Source organism: cyanobacterium endosymbiont of Rhopalodia gibberula, from assembly GCF_003574135.1.
Lineage (GTDB): Bacteria > Cyanobacteriota > Cyanobacteriia > Cyanobacteriales > Microcystaceae > Rippkaea.
On the sequence record NZ_AP018341.1, the window covers coordinates 1195526 to 1212942 of the forward strand.

The 17417-nt window shown below is 32.2% G+C and carries 11 protein-coding genes; 4 read left to right on the plus strand and 7 right to left on the minus strand.

Annotated elements, in window-relative coordinates; all coding sequences use genetic code 11:
* Nucleotides 1-444: 444 nt before the first annotated feature.
* On the plus strand, nucleotides 445-1890 hold the full coding sequence (gene gltX / locus RGRSB_RS03870) for a glutamate--tRNA ligase (protein ID WP_119259920.1): 1446 nt from the start codon (nucleotides 445-447) through the stop codon (nucleotides 1888-1890).
* A 2038-nt stretch (nucleotides 1891-3928) separates the two neighbouring features.
* On the opposite strand, the gene RGRSB_RS03875 is transcribed toward gltX, so the two are convergent.
* The 6 genes from RGRSB_RS03875 to RGRSB_RS03900 all read right to left on the minus strand — a co-directional run bounded on the left by RGRSB_RS03875 (nucleotide 3929) and on the right by RGRSB_RS03900 (nucleotide 9587).
* The gene (locus RGRSB_RS03875) at nucleotides 3929-5023 is read right to left on the minus strand and encodes a glycosyltransferase family 4 protein (protein ID WP_119259921.1); all 1095 of its coding nucleotides are present in this window, start codon (nucleotides 5021-5023) and stop codon (nucleotides 3929-3931) included.
* Nucleotides 5024-5035: 12 nt separating this feature from the next.
* Nucleotides 5036-6193, minus strand: coding sequence for a glycosyltransferase family 4 protein (locus RGRSB_RS03880; protein WP_119259922.1), 1158 nt, complete (start codon nucleotides 6191-6193; stop codon nucleotides 5036-5038).
* On the minus strand, nucleotides 6193-7362 hold the full coding sequence (locus RGRSB_RS03885; RefSeq protein WP_119259923.1) for a glycosyltransferase family 1 protein: 1170 nt from the start codon (nucleotides 7360-7362) through the stop codon (nucleotides 6193-6195). Before RGRSB_RS03885 ends, RGRSB_RS03880 begins: the two co-directional genes overlap by 1 nt.
* A gap of 98 nt (nucleotides 7363-7460) precedes the next feature.
* A complete protein-coding gene (locus RGRSB_RS03890) occupies nucleotides 7461-8036 on the minus strand; it encodes a D-glycero-alpha-D-manno-heptose-1,7-bisphosphate 7-phosphatase (protein WP_119259924.1) in 576 nt (191 codons plus the stop codon).
* 8 nt (nucleotides 8037-8044) lie between these two features.
* Complete coding sequence (gmhA, locus tag RGRSB_RS03895; RefSeq protein ID WP_119259925.1) at nucleotides 8045-8638, minus strand: D-sedoheptulose 7-phosphate isomerase; 594 nt, start codon at nucleotides 8636-8638, stop codon at nucleotides 8045-8047.
* A 22-nt stretch (nucleotides 8639-8660) separates the two neighbouring features.
* Nucleotides 8661-9587, minus strand: a complete 927-nt coding sequence (locus RGRSB_RS03900) for an NAD-dependent epimerase/dehydratase family protein (protein ID WP_119259926.1) — start codon at nucleotides 9585-9587, stop codon at nucleotides 8661-8663.
* A gap of 1744 nt (nucleotides 9588-11331) precedes the next feature.
* Here RGRSB_RS03900 and RGRSB_RS03905 point away from each other — a divergent pair.
* From RGRSB_RS03905 to RGRSB_RS03915, 3 genes are all read left to right on the plus strand, one after another.
* A complete protein-coding gene (locus RGRSB_RS03905) occupies nucleotides 11332-12366 on the plus strand; it encodes an agmatine deiminase family protein (protein ID WP_119259927.1) in 1035 nt (344 codons plus the stop codon).
* A gap of 769 nt (nucleotides 12367-13135) precedes the next feature.
* Complete coding sequence (locus RGRSB_RS03910) at nucleotides 13136-14023, plus strand: carbon-nitrogen hydrolase (protein ID WP_119259928.1); 888 nt, start codon at nucleotides 13136-13138, stop codon at nucleotides 14021-14023.
* A gap of 712 nt (nucleotides 14024-14735) precedes the next feature.
* Complete coding sequence (locus RGRSB_RS03915; RefSeq protein ID WP_119259929.1) at nucleotides 14736-15635, plus strand: S66 peptidase family protein; 900 nt, start codon at nucleotides 14736-14738, stop codon at nucleotides 15633-15635.
* A gap of 779 nt (nucleotides 15636-16414) precedes the next feature.
* Here the strand turns inward: RGRSB_RS03915 and RGRSB_RS03920 are convergent.
* A complete protein-coding gene (locus RGRSB_RS03920; RefSeq protein ID WP_119259930.1) occupies nucleotides 16415-17416 on the minus strand; it encodes a glycosyltransferase family 2 protein in 1002 nt (333 codons plus the stop codon).
* Between the last annotated feature and the right edge of the window lies 1 nt (nucleotide 17417).

Genomic DNA, 17417 nt, shown 5'->3' on the forward strand with positions numbered 1-17417 from the left:
GTTGAAGCTTTGTTCTTTTAGGAAGACTTTGTGTGCTACCATTATGCTGCAATGATGCGAATGAGGTGTTTATGGAGTTTTTTTTTAGAAGATTAATTTTAAGACTTTGTACTCGACAATAGCTAATAAACTCCCCTTAAGACGTTTTCTTTGATGGAGAAGCTCTACCCAGTTAGACGGAATAAAAGGTAATTAAAGGTTTAATTGTGAGTTAGTTCGAGCCATTAAATATTCCGAGAACTATGCGTCCTGTTGTCGGGTAGTTAATGTGTGTCGAACTAGAATACTTATGGATTTGATTTGGCGGAAGTGTAACCTGGAAAAACTATGTCTAGCTAAAGAAAAAATAAGCAAAAGTCCCTGCTGTTCTAAAGACAGGAAATGTTAAAATGAAGAGCTGTGCGTTGAGTTTAAAGCAGCAAACACAGGCTTAGGAGAGATCTCGTGACACCCAGAGTTCGTATTGCACCAAGTCCCACTGGAAACCTACACATTGGAACTGCGAGGACAGCCATTTTTAATTGGTTATTTGCTCGTCATCACTGGGGGCAATTTATTTTACGCATTGAAGATACAGATCTTGAGCGATCACGACCAGAATATACGGAAAATATTAAATCAGGACTCACTTGGCTAGGGTTGAATTGGGATGAGGGTCCCTTTTTACAAACTCAACGTCTTGATCTCTATCGTCAAGGAATTCAAACCTTACTTGATAAGGGGTTTGCTTATCGTTGCTACTGTACTCCCGAAGAATTAGAAGAAATGCGGGAGAAACAAAAATCAAAAAATCAAGCCCCTCGCTATGATAACCGCCATCGTCATCTCACTGAAGCAGAATGTCAAAAATTCGAGTCTGAAGGCAGAAAACCAGTTATCCGTTTTATTATTGATGATAACCGTGAAATTGTCTGGAATGATTTAATCCGGAATAAAGTAATCTGGAAAGGAAGTGATCTCGGCGGGGATATGGCAATCGCTCGTGTTCCTCAACTCGAAGGAGAGTCCTTTGGACAACCTCTATATAATCTAGCGGTGGTGGTTGATGACCTAGACATGAAAATTACCCATGTCATTCGGGGAGAGGATCACATCGCCAATACTGCTAAACAGATTTTACTTTATGAAGCTTTAGAGGGAACAGTTCCAGACTTTGCTCACACCCCCCTTATTTTAAATCAGGAGGGACGAAAACTGTCTAAACGCGACGGAGCATCATCTATCGATGATTTCCGTAAAATGGGCTTTTTACCCGATGCTCTCGCTAATTATATAATGCTTTTGGGTTGGACTGCTCCTGACTCCACTAAGGAAATTTTCACCCTGAGTGAGGCAGCGAAAGAATTTAATTTAGAAAGGGTAAATAAAGCGGGGGCAAAATTTGATTGGGATAAACTAGATTGGATTAATAGTCAGTATCTCCATCAAGTTCCAGCCTCAGAGTTAGTCGAGCTAGCTTTCCCCTATTGGCAAGAAGCGGGTTACGAAGTTAATTTGAAAAGTGATCGTCTTTGGTTAGAAGAGTTAGCAGCCCTGATTAGACCTAGTTTAACTAGGTTAACTGATGTAGTAAAAGAGAGCCGTTCATTGTTTGGAAAAACACTTAGTTATAGTAAGGAAGCTCTAGAGCAATTGCAAAAAGAGGGAGTCAAAGACATCATACAAGCTGTGGTTGATAATTTAGTTAATTATCCTCAATTAACTGAGGACAATGCTAAAGAAATTATAAAGCAAGTTGCCAAAGATTTTAGTGTGAAAAAAGGGTTCATTATGCGCTCCCTCAGAGCCGGTTTAATGGGTGAATTGCAAGGGCCTGATTTGATTCAATCTTGGCTTTTATTGCACCAAAAAGGATGGGATATAATCCGTTTGCAAGACAGCTTAAGTTAAATATAGAAAAAGTGATGATAGAATTTTTTTAAAAAAGATAACTTTTTTTGTAAAGTTTGTAATTTTTGAGTTACTTTGAATATTATTCACTTTATAATGAACAGGACTAGAGAAAAAATAGACCAATTTATGTGTTTTTTTAGAGAATTGATGTTAATGCTAGAAAAACTACTAGTTAAATTCTTGGAAAGAATTCTTCAATAATTTTATCAAAAAAGCATAGAAATAAATTTTTGGTCATGATTTTTATTCGCCAAGTTTCTATGTGAACTATTTAGTACTTATGGGAAACTTTAAGAGTTTAAAAATAAACAAACAATTATATGTTTAAAAATTACTTGTCTTCTTAAAAAGAAATTATAAATTTTCTAGTACAAAGAAAATAAAAAATTTAGAAAATATTAAACGTTGTATTTACTACTAATTTACAAATAAATTAGTAATTAGTAATTATTGCTCTGATTATAGAAATCATAACATTATCAGCTACGTTTCCACAAGACTTAAAAAAATACTGTGTTTTTGGGGAGAAAAGTAAAAAATTAAAGGTTGTACTGAACCGGTTACATAAAAATTTAAAATATAAAGACAAGGTTTAATTACTAATAATAGACCAACTAAAAAATATGATTATAAATTATATAAAATTCAATATTTATACTTTATTTATATCTATGGCATCAAATATTTAAATTGTTTTAATGAAAGGTATTCTAAATTTAAAATAATTTACTATCATCCATTATCAGCCTTAAAATTAGATATAAACAGATTAATTCATTTAAATAATCAACTTAACAATAACAATAACTCGCGTTTATTATGGCTTAACCACCAAAAAACTTAATCTAAACAATGAATTAACTATTTAAAATTAATTTCGGACAGAGAAATATATCTATCTTGAGATAGATATATTGTTTTTAACAAAAAAACAAATAAATTTAGAGAATTGTTAGGCTAACTTTAAAAAACCAAAAAAGGATCAAAATTATTAAATATATTTAAAATAGTTACATTCTTAATGTAATGAGGAAATAGAAAACAGAAAAAGGGCTCAAAGATATGGCTCAATAATTACAGATAAAAAACTAAGATATCGAGATAGTTTTTTAAAAAAACCGCTTTTTTTTAAAAGTCATTGTATAGTGTTAGTAGATTTATATAAAGAGGTGAGTCCATAAATTATAAAAATAATAATATCTGAAGAGTTAGTAAAATAGCTATAGGCTTAAAAAATAAGTTTTTACCAAAGTTAAAGAGATTAGTATAGCCTTTAGAAAACTCTCTAAAAATCTCATAAAAAATAATACCACAGCAACATTATAAATAATAATAAATTGGTTAAGTATTATTAAATAAATTAATAATAAGTTAAATTATTGAAAATAAACCCTTAAGAGAGAAACTTAAAAACTTAAAATACTAGTCAAGAATAAAAAAAAATATAATGGTTAAATTAATAAAAAATATTTTTTTATTGAAAATGAATAAGATTAAAGCAAAGAATAAATAGTCAAATTAAATTATATGAATAAAGCGTCTTATGGACAAGTATTATGACATTAATACTTATAGTCCATTTTAAACTTTTTTTACTAACCTGGCAGTATAAAATATTATTTCAATTTCTAAAAAAATTAAGAATTAGCCAAAATTTTACTAAATATGAATGTCAAACAAATGGAGTGGACGCAATTTGTACATATTTATCAAGTTAGTATTATCCATACAGCTGATAGAGGACTAGATATATAATCTAATTTTGAACTTGGCGATTTAAGTTGAATATTCAATACTAAAAAAGTCAAGAACATTATTAGTTAAGTAAAAATAATTCTCTTATAGAACAATGTGCTTTCTTGTTTAAAGAAAAATTTACTAATTTTTTAGTATCTAAACTCACAGCACCATTAAAACAATATTTCAATAAATTTATTTTTTAAACAATTAAAATTATATAGTTCTGTATCAAAATATCATTTGATATAATCAAATACCCCAGATAGGGTATGATTGATAATCATCAATTTAGTTTTCAAAGAAATCTTTTCAAAACCTCTAAAGTAGAATGCCCAGTTTTTTGCCAACTGAATCGACTAGATTGTTGTAAACTCAAGGTTTTTAACTGTGATCGTAACCCATTATCATTGATAATTTGTTCCATTGCATCCGTCATTTCTGATACCTGATAAGGATTAATTAATAATCCCGCATCTCCTGCAAGTTCAGGTAGAGAAGATAAGTTAGAAGTAATAACAGGTGTTCCACATCCCATTGCTTCTAAAACCGGAAACCCAAATCCTTCCCATAAGGAAGGAAATACTAATGCTAATGCTTGATTTAATAGAATAGGTAATTGATCATAGGGAATGTAATCAAGAAATTTAATCTGATTTATTATTCCCAATTCTGTTGCTTGTTGTTGTAATTTTGGGGTATAACGTTTATCTGTTTGCCCCGCTAACCAAAGTTCATAATTTTGATGATTCTTAACTCCTGCAAATGCTTTAATTAAACGAGATAAATTTTTATGGAGATCATGACGACCTAAATACAGGAAATAGGGAAGACTAGTTTTAGAGCTTATTTTTTTTGTTAATTTTAACGGACGAAAATGATTTGAATTATAAGCAAGAAGAATAGGAGTTATTTTTTTAGCAGAAATTCCAAAGAAATCAATAATATCTGTCGCTGTTGCTTGAGAATTACAAAGAATATGTTTAGCTTCTTTTAAAACTTGTGGAATATAATTTTTAAAATAAGGTATTAGAGGGGAGTTCTTTTTAGGAAAACGCAATGGAATTAAATCATGCACCATGACGACGGAGCGACAATCAGTGTACAATGGAGCTTCAGGAACTGGTGAAAATAATAATGAACCTTCTAATTTTTTATAGATTTTTGGCAACTTAAACTGTGTCCATAATAATCTACGAAAATGACCGATAGTTCCTTGTTCTGGAGTTAAATTTTTAGGGACTAAATAGCAATTAAAGTTGTGATTATTTTGGGCTATTAATAATGTAGGATTGAGATTTTTTAAGTAAGGAAAAATACTGTCAGCATAAATAGTAATACCAGTCGGTTTAGACATCAACAGAGAAAGATTAATAAATAATTTTTTTGTCATTTCAATGAACCATTAGTTAATGAATTGATAAGCTTTAAAAGTTTCTTGTGCCGTTTTCTCCCAAGAAAATAATTTTGCTCTTTCTTTTCCTTTCTTAGTTAATTCTTCTCTTAACTGAGAATCACTAATCACCTTTAAAATGGCTTCAGCTAATTCTAGGAAGTCATTAGGATTAATCAATAATGCTGCATCTCCTGCAATTTCAGGAAGGGATGAAGTATTAGAGGTGATTACGGGAGAACCTAATGTCATTGCTTCTAGAACAGGTAAACCAAATCCTTCATAAAAAGAAGGATAAATAAAAGCCTCAGTTTGAGCATAGAAAAGAGCTAATAATTCATCAGATAAATAGTTTAAATAATAGATGCTTTGCTGGTATTTTGAATTTTCTATTGCTTCAAAAATAGATTGATACTTCCATCCCTTTTGACCAATTAAAATGAGGTTATGAGGAATTTTATTTTGTTCCTTTAAATAGTCAAACGCTTTAATTAAAGTAATCACATTTTTTCGAGGCTCAAGAGTACTAACAAACAAAAGATAAGGAATGGAAAAGTTATAATCTATAGAATTTTTTAGGAGCTCAATCTTATCAGGTCTAATCTTATAAGAAGAGTAACGACTTGCTTCGTAAGTTATCTGAATTCTCTCAGAATTAATATTAAAATATTCAATAAGATCCTGTTTATTACTTTCAGAGAAAGTAATAATCAAATCTGTCCATGCTAAACAGCGTTTAATTCGTTCTAAATATCCTTGAACAAGGGTAGTAGAATATTGAGGATATTTAAGAAAAGTTAGATCATGGATAGTCATTATCTTACGACTTTTGCGATAAGGATAAACATAATGATCCGTTCCATGAAGAATATTAGGTTTGTTTAGATATCCCTCAAAATGTGACAAGATAGGATTAGGATATTTTGCTAACACATCAGCAATAGTAACAGGAATAGGTAAGATAGAAACTTTAGGATAGTCAGTCAAAAAATGAGGTATGGAAAAATTCCTCAAAAGCCAATTTTTGACGGAAGGATGAAAGTAAATTTCCAGTTCAAAGTTTTCGGTTTCTTGTAATTTAGCTAATGATGCTATTATATTTAAGGTATAGACTCCAATTCCGCTAAGTTTTCCCCTAAGCGGTGTTCCATCAAGACAAACTTTAAACATTATTTCTGGTTGACTATTTTTTGCATAGCTTCAGCATAGCGATTCAAACAATGATAGTTTAGGTAACTATTTTGCATTACTTTAATTTTATTTTTTATATTGGAATACTTAATTATTTTAATAATAGAGATAAATACTTCTTCAGGAATTTCCCAATTGATAATTAATTCACCTAAATCATATTTAAGCAATTCGTAAGCCATCCAAGTTTTATCAGTTACCAAAGGTATTTTACCAGCAATGATGGACTCAGTAAAAATCCCTGATGTTCTTTCTCCATAAGCCTGGCAGTCATAGGGCAATAAGATAACATCACTCATATTTAACCAGTAATTATACTCTTTTCTTGTTAGTTTATCTTGAATTAATTTAAGTTTAATTCCTCCTTTAGTTACTTCTAAATTAGATTTTTCTGCTGCAATTAGACAAATTTTATCACTGTTATTAAAATTGCTATCAACTAATTTTTTGATAATACTCCATCCTTTTTCTTCTCTAGGAAAACCTGGCCACCAACATAAAATCCCAGGAAGCTTATCTTTTATATCGTAATTATCAACTTTAATTTCAGCATGGGGAATTGGCATTACTGTAACATGTTCTTGAAAATAGTTAGATAAAGACTGACCTAATAAATCACTATCTGTTAGTAACTTCAAGTTACCTGCTGGTAAACTTTTTTTGATTAAATAATTAAGAAACTTATAAACAGATCTAGTTTTGTCTTTATGAGTATTTCTACGATAAAGTAGCCAAACTGATAGATTTTTTGTAGGAACTAGCCATAAGGCAATCGTTAATGCAAACAATTGCAAATGAATAAACCTCTCGAGAAAAACAATAGATAATTCTGATTGATAAATAACGTTGTTTCGTAAATATTTAGCTGTTGTCGTCCCTAAATAAAAAACTCCAGTTAACCTTAAAATTTTTTGCCAGAAATTACCTTCTTTTTCAAGATCAAAATTGCTTAAACAGTCATCCCATTCTGCAAGTAAATCAACAACTTTTGACTTATAAGGAATAGCAGCTAAATGTTTCCAACCTAACTTAGAAACTGCTTTACTAACCGCTTGATGATAGGGAACAATATGTCCTTTACCTCCCATTAAATTAGGAATTAGTGAAACTAATATAGGTGTTGAAGACTTTTCCTGATTTTCAATCATTAATAAATCTTATCTCATTATAAAAAACTGTTTTATTAATACAATACAAAGTCAACTGTTCGTATTTTATTATTTTTTTGTCAACAAAACTGACAACCCTACTCTAAGTTTATTAGTTTAACTGTCTCAAACAATTTTTTAAAAACTTTAATTTCTATCGGATATTGCTCTAATTTTTTTATTGTTTCTAGTCCACGTCCTGTCAAAATTAAAATAGGTTTACAATTAGCCCTAATAGCAGCTTCTAAATCACTAGGTGCATCACCAATAAAGAAAGATTGAGACAGAACTATGTGATGTTTTTTAGATGCGTTAATCAACATTTCAGGAGAAGGTTTACGGCAAAAACACCTGTCATCAGGACGGTGGGGACAAATAAAAATATCAGCAAAGGATACCCCAAAATAGCCATACTGTTGCTGAATATAACAGTGAACCTTTTCAACATCTTGCAAGCTGTAATATCCCCTACCAACTCCGGCTTGGTTAGTGATTATAATCAGTAAATAACCTGCATCTTGCCATTGTTTTAAAGCTTCTCCCGCACCATCAGGAAGCTTGACTTGTTCAGGTTTACTTAAGTAGGGGACGTAGTCAACAATCACCCCATCTCTATCTAGAAATAGGGCTTTATTGAAATGTGTATGAGAAGTATTGGTTGGATAATCCACCATTTCAGATCTTAAACCGCAATTTGCCCTTCTAAGCCAGCATTAGCAAATAACTGCGCCTCCACTTGTTCACAAATTCGATGATAGGTCATTAGGTGAATTTCTTGAATATAGGGGGTGTGGTGTTGTTTTACAAAAAGGGGATAATCTGACATTTCCTTGAGTGTCCCGCCATTATTTCCCGCCATTCCGATAGTAACCAATCCCATATCTTTAGCCATCTCAAAAGCACGCACTACATTAGCAGATTTTCCAGACGTAGAAAGTCCCCAAAGAATATCCCCCGGTTTTCCAAAAGCTTCCACTTGGCGGGCGAAGACTGTTTCATACTCGTAGTCATTAGCCCAAGCGGTCAAAGTTGCCGGATTAGTTCCTAGGGCGATTGCGGGTAAACCTCTACGATGAAGTTGAAACCGCCCCACAAATTCAGCCGCAATATGTTGAGCATCGGCCGCGGAGCCACCATTACCACAAATAAGTAATTTATGTCCATCTTGAAACTGTCTAGCAATTAAACTGATTGTTTGTTCAACTGAACGACAGTATTTGGGGTTAAACGCTTCTTCTAGGCTTTTTAGCCTATGTTGAATCCAATAATAACTCACCGTTACTCCTCACTTAACTCACTTACCTAGCCGGAACAAGTTTTTCTTGTTCGAGCCAGAACCACTCTATAGTTTTAGCTAACCCTAATTCTAATGGAGTTAACTTGAAATTGGGTAAAGATTCCTTAAGTTTGTCAACAACTAAACACTTAGACCTAGCTCCTACATAGCGAGAAGTATCAAATTCAATCCGATTGAAGTCGTAGTCAACTTCTCTACAGATTAGCTTGGCAAAGTGTCGGATAGTGTATTCCTCCCCTGCACCAATGTTAATCAAGTCATTATCGATGGTAGCAGCTAGTTGGGTAGCAATCTTAGCAAAATCTTCAACAAAGACCAATTCCCGTAATTGGGTTCCATCTCCCCATAAGACCACAGGTTCGCCATAAAGTTTCCCACGAATTATCTTACGAATTAGATCGAAAATAAAGTGCATCTGTCGCCCATCGGTGTGATACCCTGGACCATAAAGGGTAGAAGGAACTAAACAGAGGTATTTTAGACCATATTGTTTATTTAAAGCTAATAAACCTGCGTAGAGCATTCGTTTAGTCATAGCATAGGTAAACAAACTGCTGATAGGTATCCCTGTGAGGTAATTTTCCTCAAATAAGGGTAAATTAGGGTCATAGGCGCAACTTGTCCCCATACAGATAAATTTAGCCTGGGGTTGGTATTTCTGCCACCATATGAGAATATGAGTATTCATTTGTTGGTTAATAATCCATTGTTCCCCTGGATGGTAAAGACAAAAATCCCCTGCCTGGGTCCAGGCGGCTAAATGGTAGATTTGATCATAGTTGTGATCGTTAAAATTGAGTAATGAGTTAGGTTGAGTGAGATCGCAGTTTTTCGAGTCGAGACAGACTATTTTGTGTCCTTGTGCTTGAAGTTGACAACAAAGATTAGTTCCGAGAAACCCTGTTGCACCAGTAATTAGGATGTTCATTATTGAAGACTCGTTTTATTAGTATTAGTCGATCACCCCTACGGGAGAGCAGCGTAGAGATAATATAGCGATGACATAGAGTTTTGTAAAGAGTACCAAAAGTTGAGAGACACAGAGTCTTTTATTTTCAATAAACGCCAAAACTTCAGAATAAAAAAATAACGAATGATGATATCATTTATCAATATAATCTTATATAAGATAAACGTATTTATCTTATATAAAGGTCTTGATTAAGCTTGAAAATACTTTGATATTTTTATCGTACTAAGTCGAATAATGTAGAAGCGCTAAGTTAAGAAACTTCGGAGTTGAAAACTAACAAAATGTATAAGTCGATAAGATATCCTTTTAATCAACTTAAATAGTATCATTAATACTTTCTAGTGTTTTTTTAGTTTCTTCCTGGTCAAAATATACAATAATTTATTGATTTTAGTACTAATAAAAGATTTTAGTACTAGTAAAATTTTAGATGCAAATAAAGGATAAAAAGTTCAATAAATTTAAGTCCTAGTGAATATATAAGATAGTATTTTTTAAGAAAAATTCTAGATAAATTATTCAAAATATCTAATGGTTATAGAACTCTGTAAGAAGTAAAAAAATAATTTTATATTATAAAATATAAAAACTAGTAGTTAGTTAAGTTTTTAAAAAAGAGAGAAAAGTAAAATTAACTCCCAGAAAAATCCATAAGTTTTCCTAAAAGAAGCTAGATATAAAGACTAAAAACAGTGAAGATAAGAATTAACCTATTTTTTAAAAAAATTAAAAAAAGTAGAAGTATTTTAGATAGAGATGTCAATACAAATGGATCTTAAAAGTACTGCAATAATAAAAGAGTAAATACGGTAATTATTAATTAATAACAACTCAGTACATACAAATAGTTTAGTTAAAGCCAAACTGAAACAATGGGATAAAAAATATATCTATATTTTCTGCTAACTTATAGTTTAATACTAAATTAAATAAGAGATAAATTACGTTAAATAGAAATTTATAAAATTATTTACAAATATTTATTAATTGTTCATATACAAATAAGTAATTATTTATTATCTTGACATTTATTTAAATGAATTAAATTATTAAAATTAGTAAAAAAGCTGTTAAAAAATTTAAAAACTTATTTTAGTTAATTTTGATTTTGTTAAAAATATGAAGCATTAAATTAATTAATTTCTTAACAAATAGACTAAAATCAAAACTGTAGATTTGGAAAATATGATAGCTGTCTTAAGTGACTATATATCGCTATATACTCGACTCTCCTAAAGAATACTCATACTAATCCTGAATTTTATTAATCATAAATAGTCTTTAGATTCAGGTTATAGCCAGTACCATATTGGCCAGAGTCCTGACATTTTTCTTGTAAAGCTTGAGCTCATTCTATTGTCTGTTTGTAGTAATCTGTTCTGTAAATATCTGTTTTTACTCTTTTATTTATGGATTAAACTCTTAAATAAGCTTTTGTACATTGAAACTGCTTATTGTTAAAATTAAAAAGAAAGCTACAATACTATTTTTACCTTACTAAGGTGAAGTTTAAATATGTTTAATCGAAGCTTACATAAATCTATATTCTCTCACTCTAGTTAATTTTAACGAACACCGGCTTTTTTAGCTTAAAAAAAGCCAGAGTCTCACTTCGGTCTAAAAGAAAAAGATAAAACCGAACAAAAATAATGCTTCTCTTATTTTAATTTAAAAAGAAAGTTCATAAAAAAGTAACAAGATGTATTTACTTCCTGCTGAATGGTATGAACAGGATGGGGTAGTCTTAACTTGGCCCCATCAAGATACGGACATGGCTCCCTTCCTAAAACAGGTATATCCAATTTATCTTAAAATTAGTCAAGCAATTACCCAACGTCAAAAGTTGGTTTTAATAGTTCATGATTCTATTCTTAAATCTAAAGTTGAAAATCAGTTGATTTCCTATAAGGTAGACTTAAAAAATGTAATATTTATTATTGCTCCAACTAATGATATTTGGATAAGAGATTATGGAATTATTACTCTAATTAACTCACAAAAAAAGCTAAAAATAAATAATTTTATTTTTAATGGATGGGGAAATAAGTACACAAGTTATCTTGATAATAGAATTAATAGTTACCTGATCGATCAAGTAATTAATCCTGAAGTGAAAACTGAATCTATCCCATTTGTTCTAGAAGGAGGAGCAATTGATTCAAACGGAAAAGGAACACTTTTAACCACTAAATCTTGTCTGTTTAATACTAATCGTAATCCTCAGTTTACTCAAAGACAAACAAAAAAAATACTGACAGAAAAATTAGGAGCTAAAAAAATTATTTGTCTAGAGCATGGATATTTAGAAGGAGATGATACAGACAGTCATGTTGATACTTTAGTTCGTTTTGCTCCTAAAAATACCATTGTTTATGTTACTTGCCATGATAAAAAAGATAGTCATTATAAAGATATCCAAGGGCTTGAAGCTGAATTAAAAGACTTGAAAACAGAGGAAGCAAAAAATTACAATTTAATTTCTCTTCCTTGGCCTGAACCTAAGTATAATGCTCAAGGAAATAGACTTCCTGCTACCTATGCAAATTATTTAATTATTAATGGTGCGGTGTTGGTTCCTATTTATCGGGATAGATCAGATGAGATAGCATTAATACAAATTCAAAAAGCTTATCCAAATTATCACATAATTGGGATTGATTGTTTGCCTTTAATTTATCAATTTGGTTCATTACATTGTATTAGTATGCAACTTCCCAAAGGATTGCTTAAATGATTAAACAATATATATTAATTAGTGACAGTGATAGTTGTCCTAGACTAACATTAAAAAACAATACTAAAAAAATATTGTTTTTTAATGTTATCGATATCTCAAAAAAAAATTATTACAAAATAAAGTCAAAAAATATCAAAGTTTTGGCAATTATTAATTACTAATCTATCAGACCTAATCTAGAAAAGCCAATTTTATCGATCAAGTTCGCTAAATTATGCTTTATTTTCGTTGATCACGTGTAATTAATTTAAGTTCTTATTGTTTGTAGAATAACATCTTCTGTATACACAGAATCTATTGATTAAATTGTATGGATACAGAGGAATAGATTTGTGATAACTTATGTCATCTTAAGTTGACTGAAAAGCTTTTAATTTTCTGCAGTGAATTATAATCAAATGTAGTTTTAACCCCTAATGCTACCCCACATAATTTTGCTTCCATCCAATCTAAGCCTTCAAAAATTTGGTATGCTTACTGTGAAAACTATAATAGAATTCTATTAAGAGTGGGATTATTAAACTAATTCCTATCACTTCTCTTTTGTGGATCTTTGAAAAAGAGTACAGCAATATAACCATCCAAGGCATAGTGCCAGCTCTCAATAAACACTGCTTCTAGCATAGAGCTGTTACTTCCATTTCTCTTCATAACTCCTCATTGAGCTCACGTTACAAAACAACGAAACCAAAACTTTAAATATAGGGTAGATAATGTTCACTAAGAGGTTAAGATCACGAGCAAAAAATTTTCGTTTAGTCAATTTATGATTAATTCTCTAAAAGTTGGCTTAGTTCAGCACAGTAACACAGAAGATTTAGATAGCAATCTCGAAAAGAGTAGTCAGGGAATTCTGAAAGCAGCTGCAAAAAATGCTCAATTAATTATTTTGCAAGAACTCCACAGAAGTCTTTATTTTTGCCAGACAGAAGATTTTTCTTCGTTCAATTTGGCAGAGACTATACCAGGTCATTCTACTCAAATTTTAGGGCAACTAGCACGAGAATTAGGGGTGGTAATAGTCGCTTCTTTGTTTGAAAAACGAGCAATCGGTTTGTATCATAATACGGCAGTTGTTTTGGATAAAGATGGTAAAATTGCAGGAAAATACCGGAAAATGCACATCCCCAATGATCCTGGTTTTTGTGAAAAATTCTATTTCACTCCTGGAGACTTAGGGTTTGAACCGATTAATACCTCTGTAGGGCTCTTGGGGGTAATGGTTTGCTGGGATCAATGGTTTCCCGAGGCAGCACGGTTAATGGCCATGAAAGGAGCACAAATACTAATCTATCCGACAGCGATAGGTTGGGACTCTAGAGATAGCCAAAACGAGCAAATTAAGCAAAAAGAGGCTTGGATCATTGCACAACGCGCTCATGCTATCTATAATGGTATTCCTGTGATTAGTTGTAACCGTGTGGGATATGAAGCTAATACCAATGGTAAAACTGAAGGAATTCTTTTTTGGGGAAATTCGTTTATTGCTGGGTCTCAAGGCGAGATTTTAGCACATGCAAGTGAAGATCAAGAAGAGGTAGTGACGGCTACGATTGATTTACAACACTCGGAAACTGTACGCTGCATTTGGCCATATTTACGCGATCGCCGCATCGATCATTATCAAGATTTACTTAAAATTTATAGAGATTAATCATTGTTGTTTTAGGTATAAGCCTTTTATTTTCTTCGTATTTATGTGTCTGGAGCGTGAAGTTTTAGGTTCTTATTTTTACTCGATTTTATTGAATTAGTCCCTTGACAAAAAGAAAAAATACTCAAGAATTAGGAAAGTAAGAGAATTAGAAAGGTTATCAGTTAACAACTAAGTTTTTGAGTATAAGTTATTATACAACTACTCAGATAACGTCCGTAGTTGTTGAGGCAATTTGGTTGTGCTTTGCATTAAAGAAACATAAAAGTTTCCACCAACCCAAAATTTATCAATATTTCTATTGCAACGAAAAGTAGTTACAGAAGACAGTGAGTAATGGTTCTGTTAACTTTATGGTTATTGATAAACATTTCGATGGCTTCTTCTTTTATTTTTATACTTTCTACTATAGGAGATTCTTTTAGAATGGTGTAATACTAAATATGTTCGCAAAAAAATAAAAAAATTGCATATAAAATTATTGAGAACTTTTATTAAATCAAACAAAACTTTTTATAAAAACTTTCGTAAAAATAAATTAATCTACACAATTATTTACAGTTAACTTAATTAACCATAAGTTAGGCAACTCTATTGATCTATTTTTCTTAAAACTCATCATTGCTTCAACTGGATCAAATTTACCTTTAAACTAAAATAACATCATCAAATAAATAGATAATTATCAATTATTAATTATCTGTTATCAGTTATGAAATTACCTTCTCTCTTAAAACCAGGAGACTTAGTGCAAGTTGTCGCTCCTAGTGGTCGGCTAAAAGAATTATCTGCATTTGAAAAAGGACTGGAAATCTGGCGATCACGGGGCTATCAAATTCAATTGGCAAGTCACTGGAACGCCTGCGAAGGATATTTAGCTGGAACCGATACCCAACGACGACAAGCATTATTAGAAGCTTGGGAAAACCCCCACTGTAAAGCCATTGTCTGCGCTAGGGGAGGCTATGGAAGTGCCAGATTGCTAGAAGACTGGCAATGGAACTCTGTTTCGGCTTCATCACCAAAATGGATAATTGGCTTTTCTGACATCACAGGATTGTTGTGGAGTTTAGCAAAAGAAGAGATTGCCAGTCTTCATGCCCCTGTTTTAACCACTTTGGGATCGGAACCTCATTGGTCAGTTCAACGGTTATTTAACTATCTCGAAAGAGGACTGTTACCTCCTCTCAAAGGTTTAGGATGGGAAGGTGGACAAGCCACAGGAACCCTACTTCCAGCAAACTTGTCCGTCGCTACTCACTTATTAGGAACTCCCTTACAACCATCTTTAGATGGGGTCATATTAGCCCTAGAAGACGTGAAAGAAGCCCCATACCGTGTAGATCGTTTTGTTACTCAATGGCGGCTAATGGGAGCATTTAAAGGGGTTAAAGGGATTGCTCTAGGGCGGTTTAGTCAATGTGACTTACCGCCATCGAGCTCAAGCTGGACAGTAGATCAAGTACTACGTGATCGCCTTAGCGATCTTAATATTCCCATTGTCTCGGATCTTCCTTTTGGCCATGATGGGGAAAATGCAGCCTTACCTGTAGGAACTCAAGTAAGTTTAGACGGAGATCTTGGAGTTCTTAGCTTTATCAACTCAGATTGATCTGAAGTATGGTGTCGGGATGACAGATTGAATGCTAATAATTATTTCTTAAAGAACAAATTCCTCTCTGTGTTTCCCGTGCCAATAAAAGAAAATAGTATTTAGATTCATGTAAGTTACAGTTAAAATTCTAATTGTTTACTAGCTTAACTATGAGGTAATAATCAAACTTATGATTGATTAATATATTGTCTTAATCAAGTGAACTATAATCCACTCTATTGAGGTAGTTAAATCTAATAAATTATTTATTTTTTACTTACCTAAAATTACTTTTAGGTAAGTATTTGCTCGAAATTATCCTCATATAAAAAGTTTTTATTGCTGGATATTAAGTGATTTATTTTGAACTATAAATTATAGCAATTGTCATAATTTATATGAATTCTGAGATAGATAACTTGATAAGTATTATAGATACTTTGAAACTTCACTGTCTTGTGGTTATTTCCCCGTATATGAGTGTAAGTTATATTCTTTTAATAGTTGTTAATTATGGAAAACACTAGGGTAATTTATGGCTGTTGCTCCCGTTGAAATTGATAGGGTTAAATAACAATTATATAGAATTAAATTACCAATATTGGCAATTTGGTGAAGTGATGATCGAGTTCTTCCTGTTAGTCAAGCGGAAAAATTACTCATATCTATGCCCGACACTTGCTAAGTATTCCTAGAAAATGCCGGATACATCTGACAGATAGAAACACCTGGAGGTCATTTTTAAAATTTGTTAAATCTCTCAAGTTTTACTAAAACTCATTCAGTGCAGGTTGGACTTATAGTGTGTTAACTTCTAACTTCGTGACTTCTTCATCATTAATAGTCAAACCATAACAATCTCGTACAAGATAGAGGGGACGTTCTTTAACTTCCTCGTAAACTCGACCCAAATATTCTCCAATTACCCCTAGGCTGATTAGTTGTATTCCGCCCAAAAATAAAACAGTTACCATCAAAGATGGATAGCCAGGGACATCAACTCCTGAAACCAATGTCCAGACAATTAAAAATAGTCCATAGAAAAAAGCAAACAAAGATAACAATACTCCAACGTAACTCCAAACTTTCAAAGGAACCATACTAAAAGATGTGATTCCATCAATAGCGAAATTCCAGAGTTTCCAGTAATTCCATTTAGTTTGTCCTTGGTAACGAGGAGGACGATCATAGAAAATCGCTGTTTCTTTATATCCTACCCAAGCAAATAATCCTTTCATAAAACGGGTTCGTTCAGGGATTTTTTTAACAGCTATGACTACTCGCCGATCCAAGAGTCGAAAATCCCCGGTATTTCTAGGAATAGGAACGCGACTCATTTTACTAATCACTCGGTAAAACATATCGGCTGTAAAGCGTTTAAGCCAACTTTCTCCTTGACGTGATCGCCGTTTAGCATAAACAACATCATACCCTTCGCGCCATTTGGCAATCAGTTCTCCAATTAACTCTGGGGGATCTTGTAAATCTCCATCGATTGGGATAACAGCTTGTCCTTGAGCATAATCGAGACCAGCGGTTAATGCGATTTCTTTTCCAAAATTACGGGATAGTCCAATCACCTTAATTTCCGGATAAAGTTGATGATAATCAATTAAATTCTTGAGGGTATTATCTCGACTTCCATCATCAACACAAATGATTTCATAGGTCAGATTTAATTGGTCTAAAACTGATAACAGTCGTTTAAAAAGCTGGTCAATATTCGGTGCTTCGTTATACAAAGGAACAACAACCGATATTTCCATTGAATCCATCATGGGGTCTATAGGATGACTCATC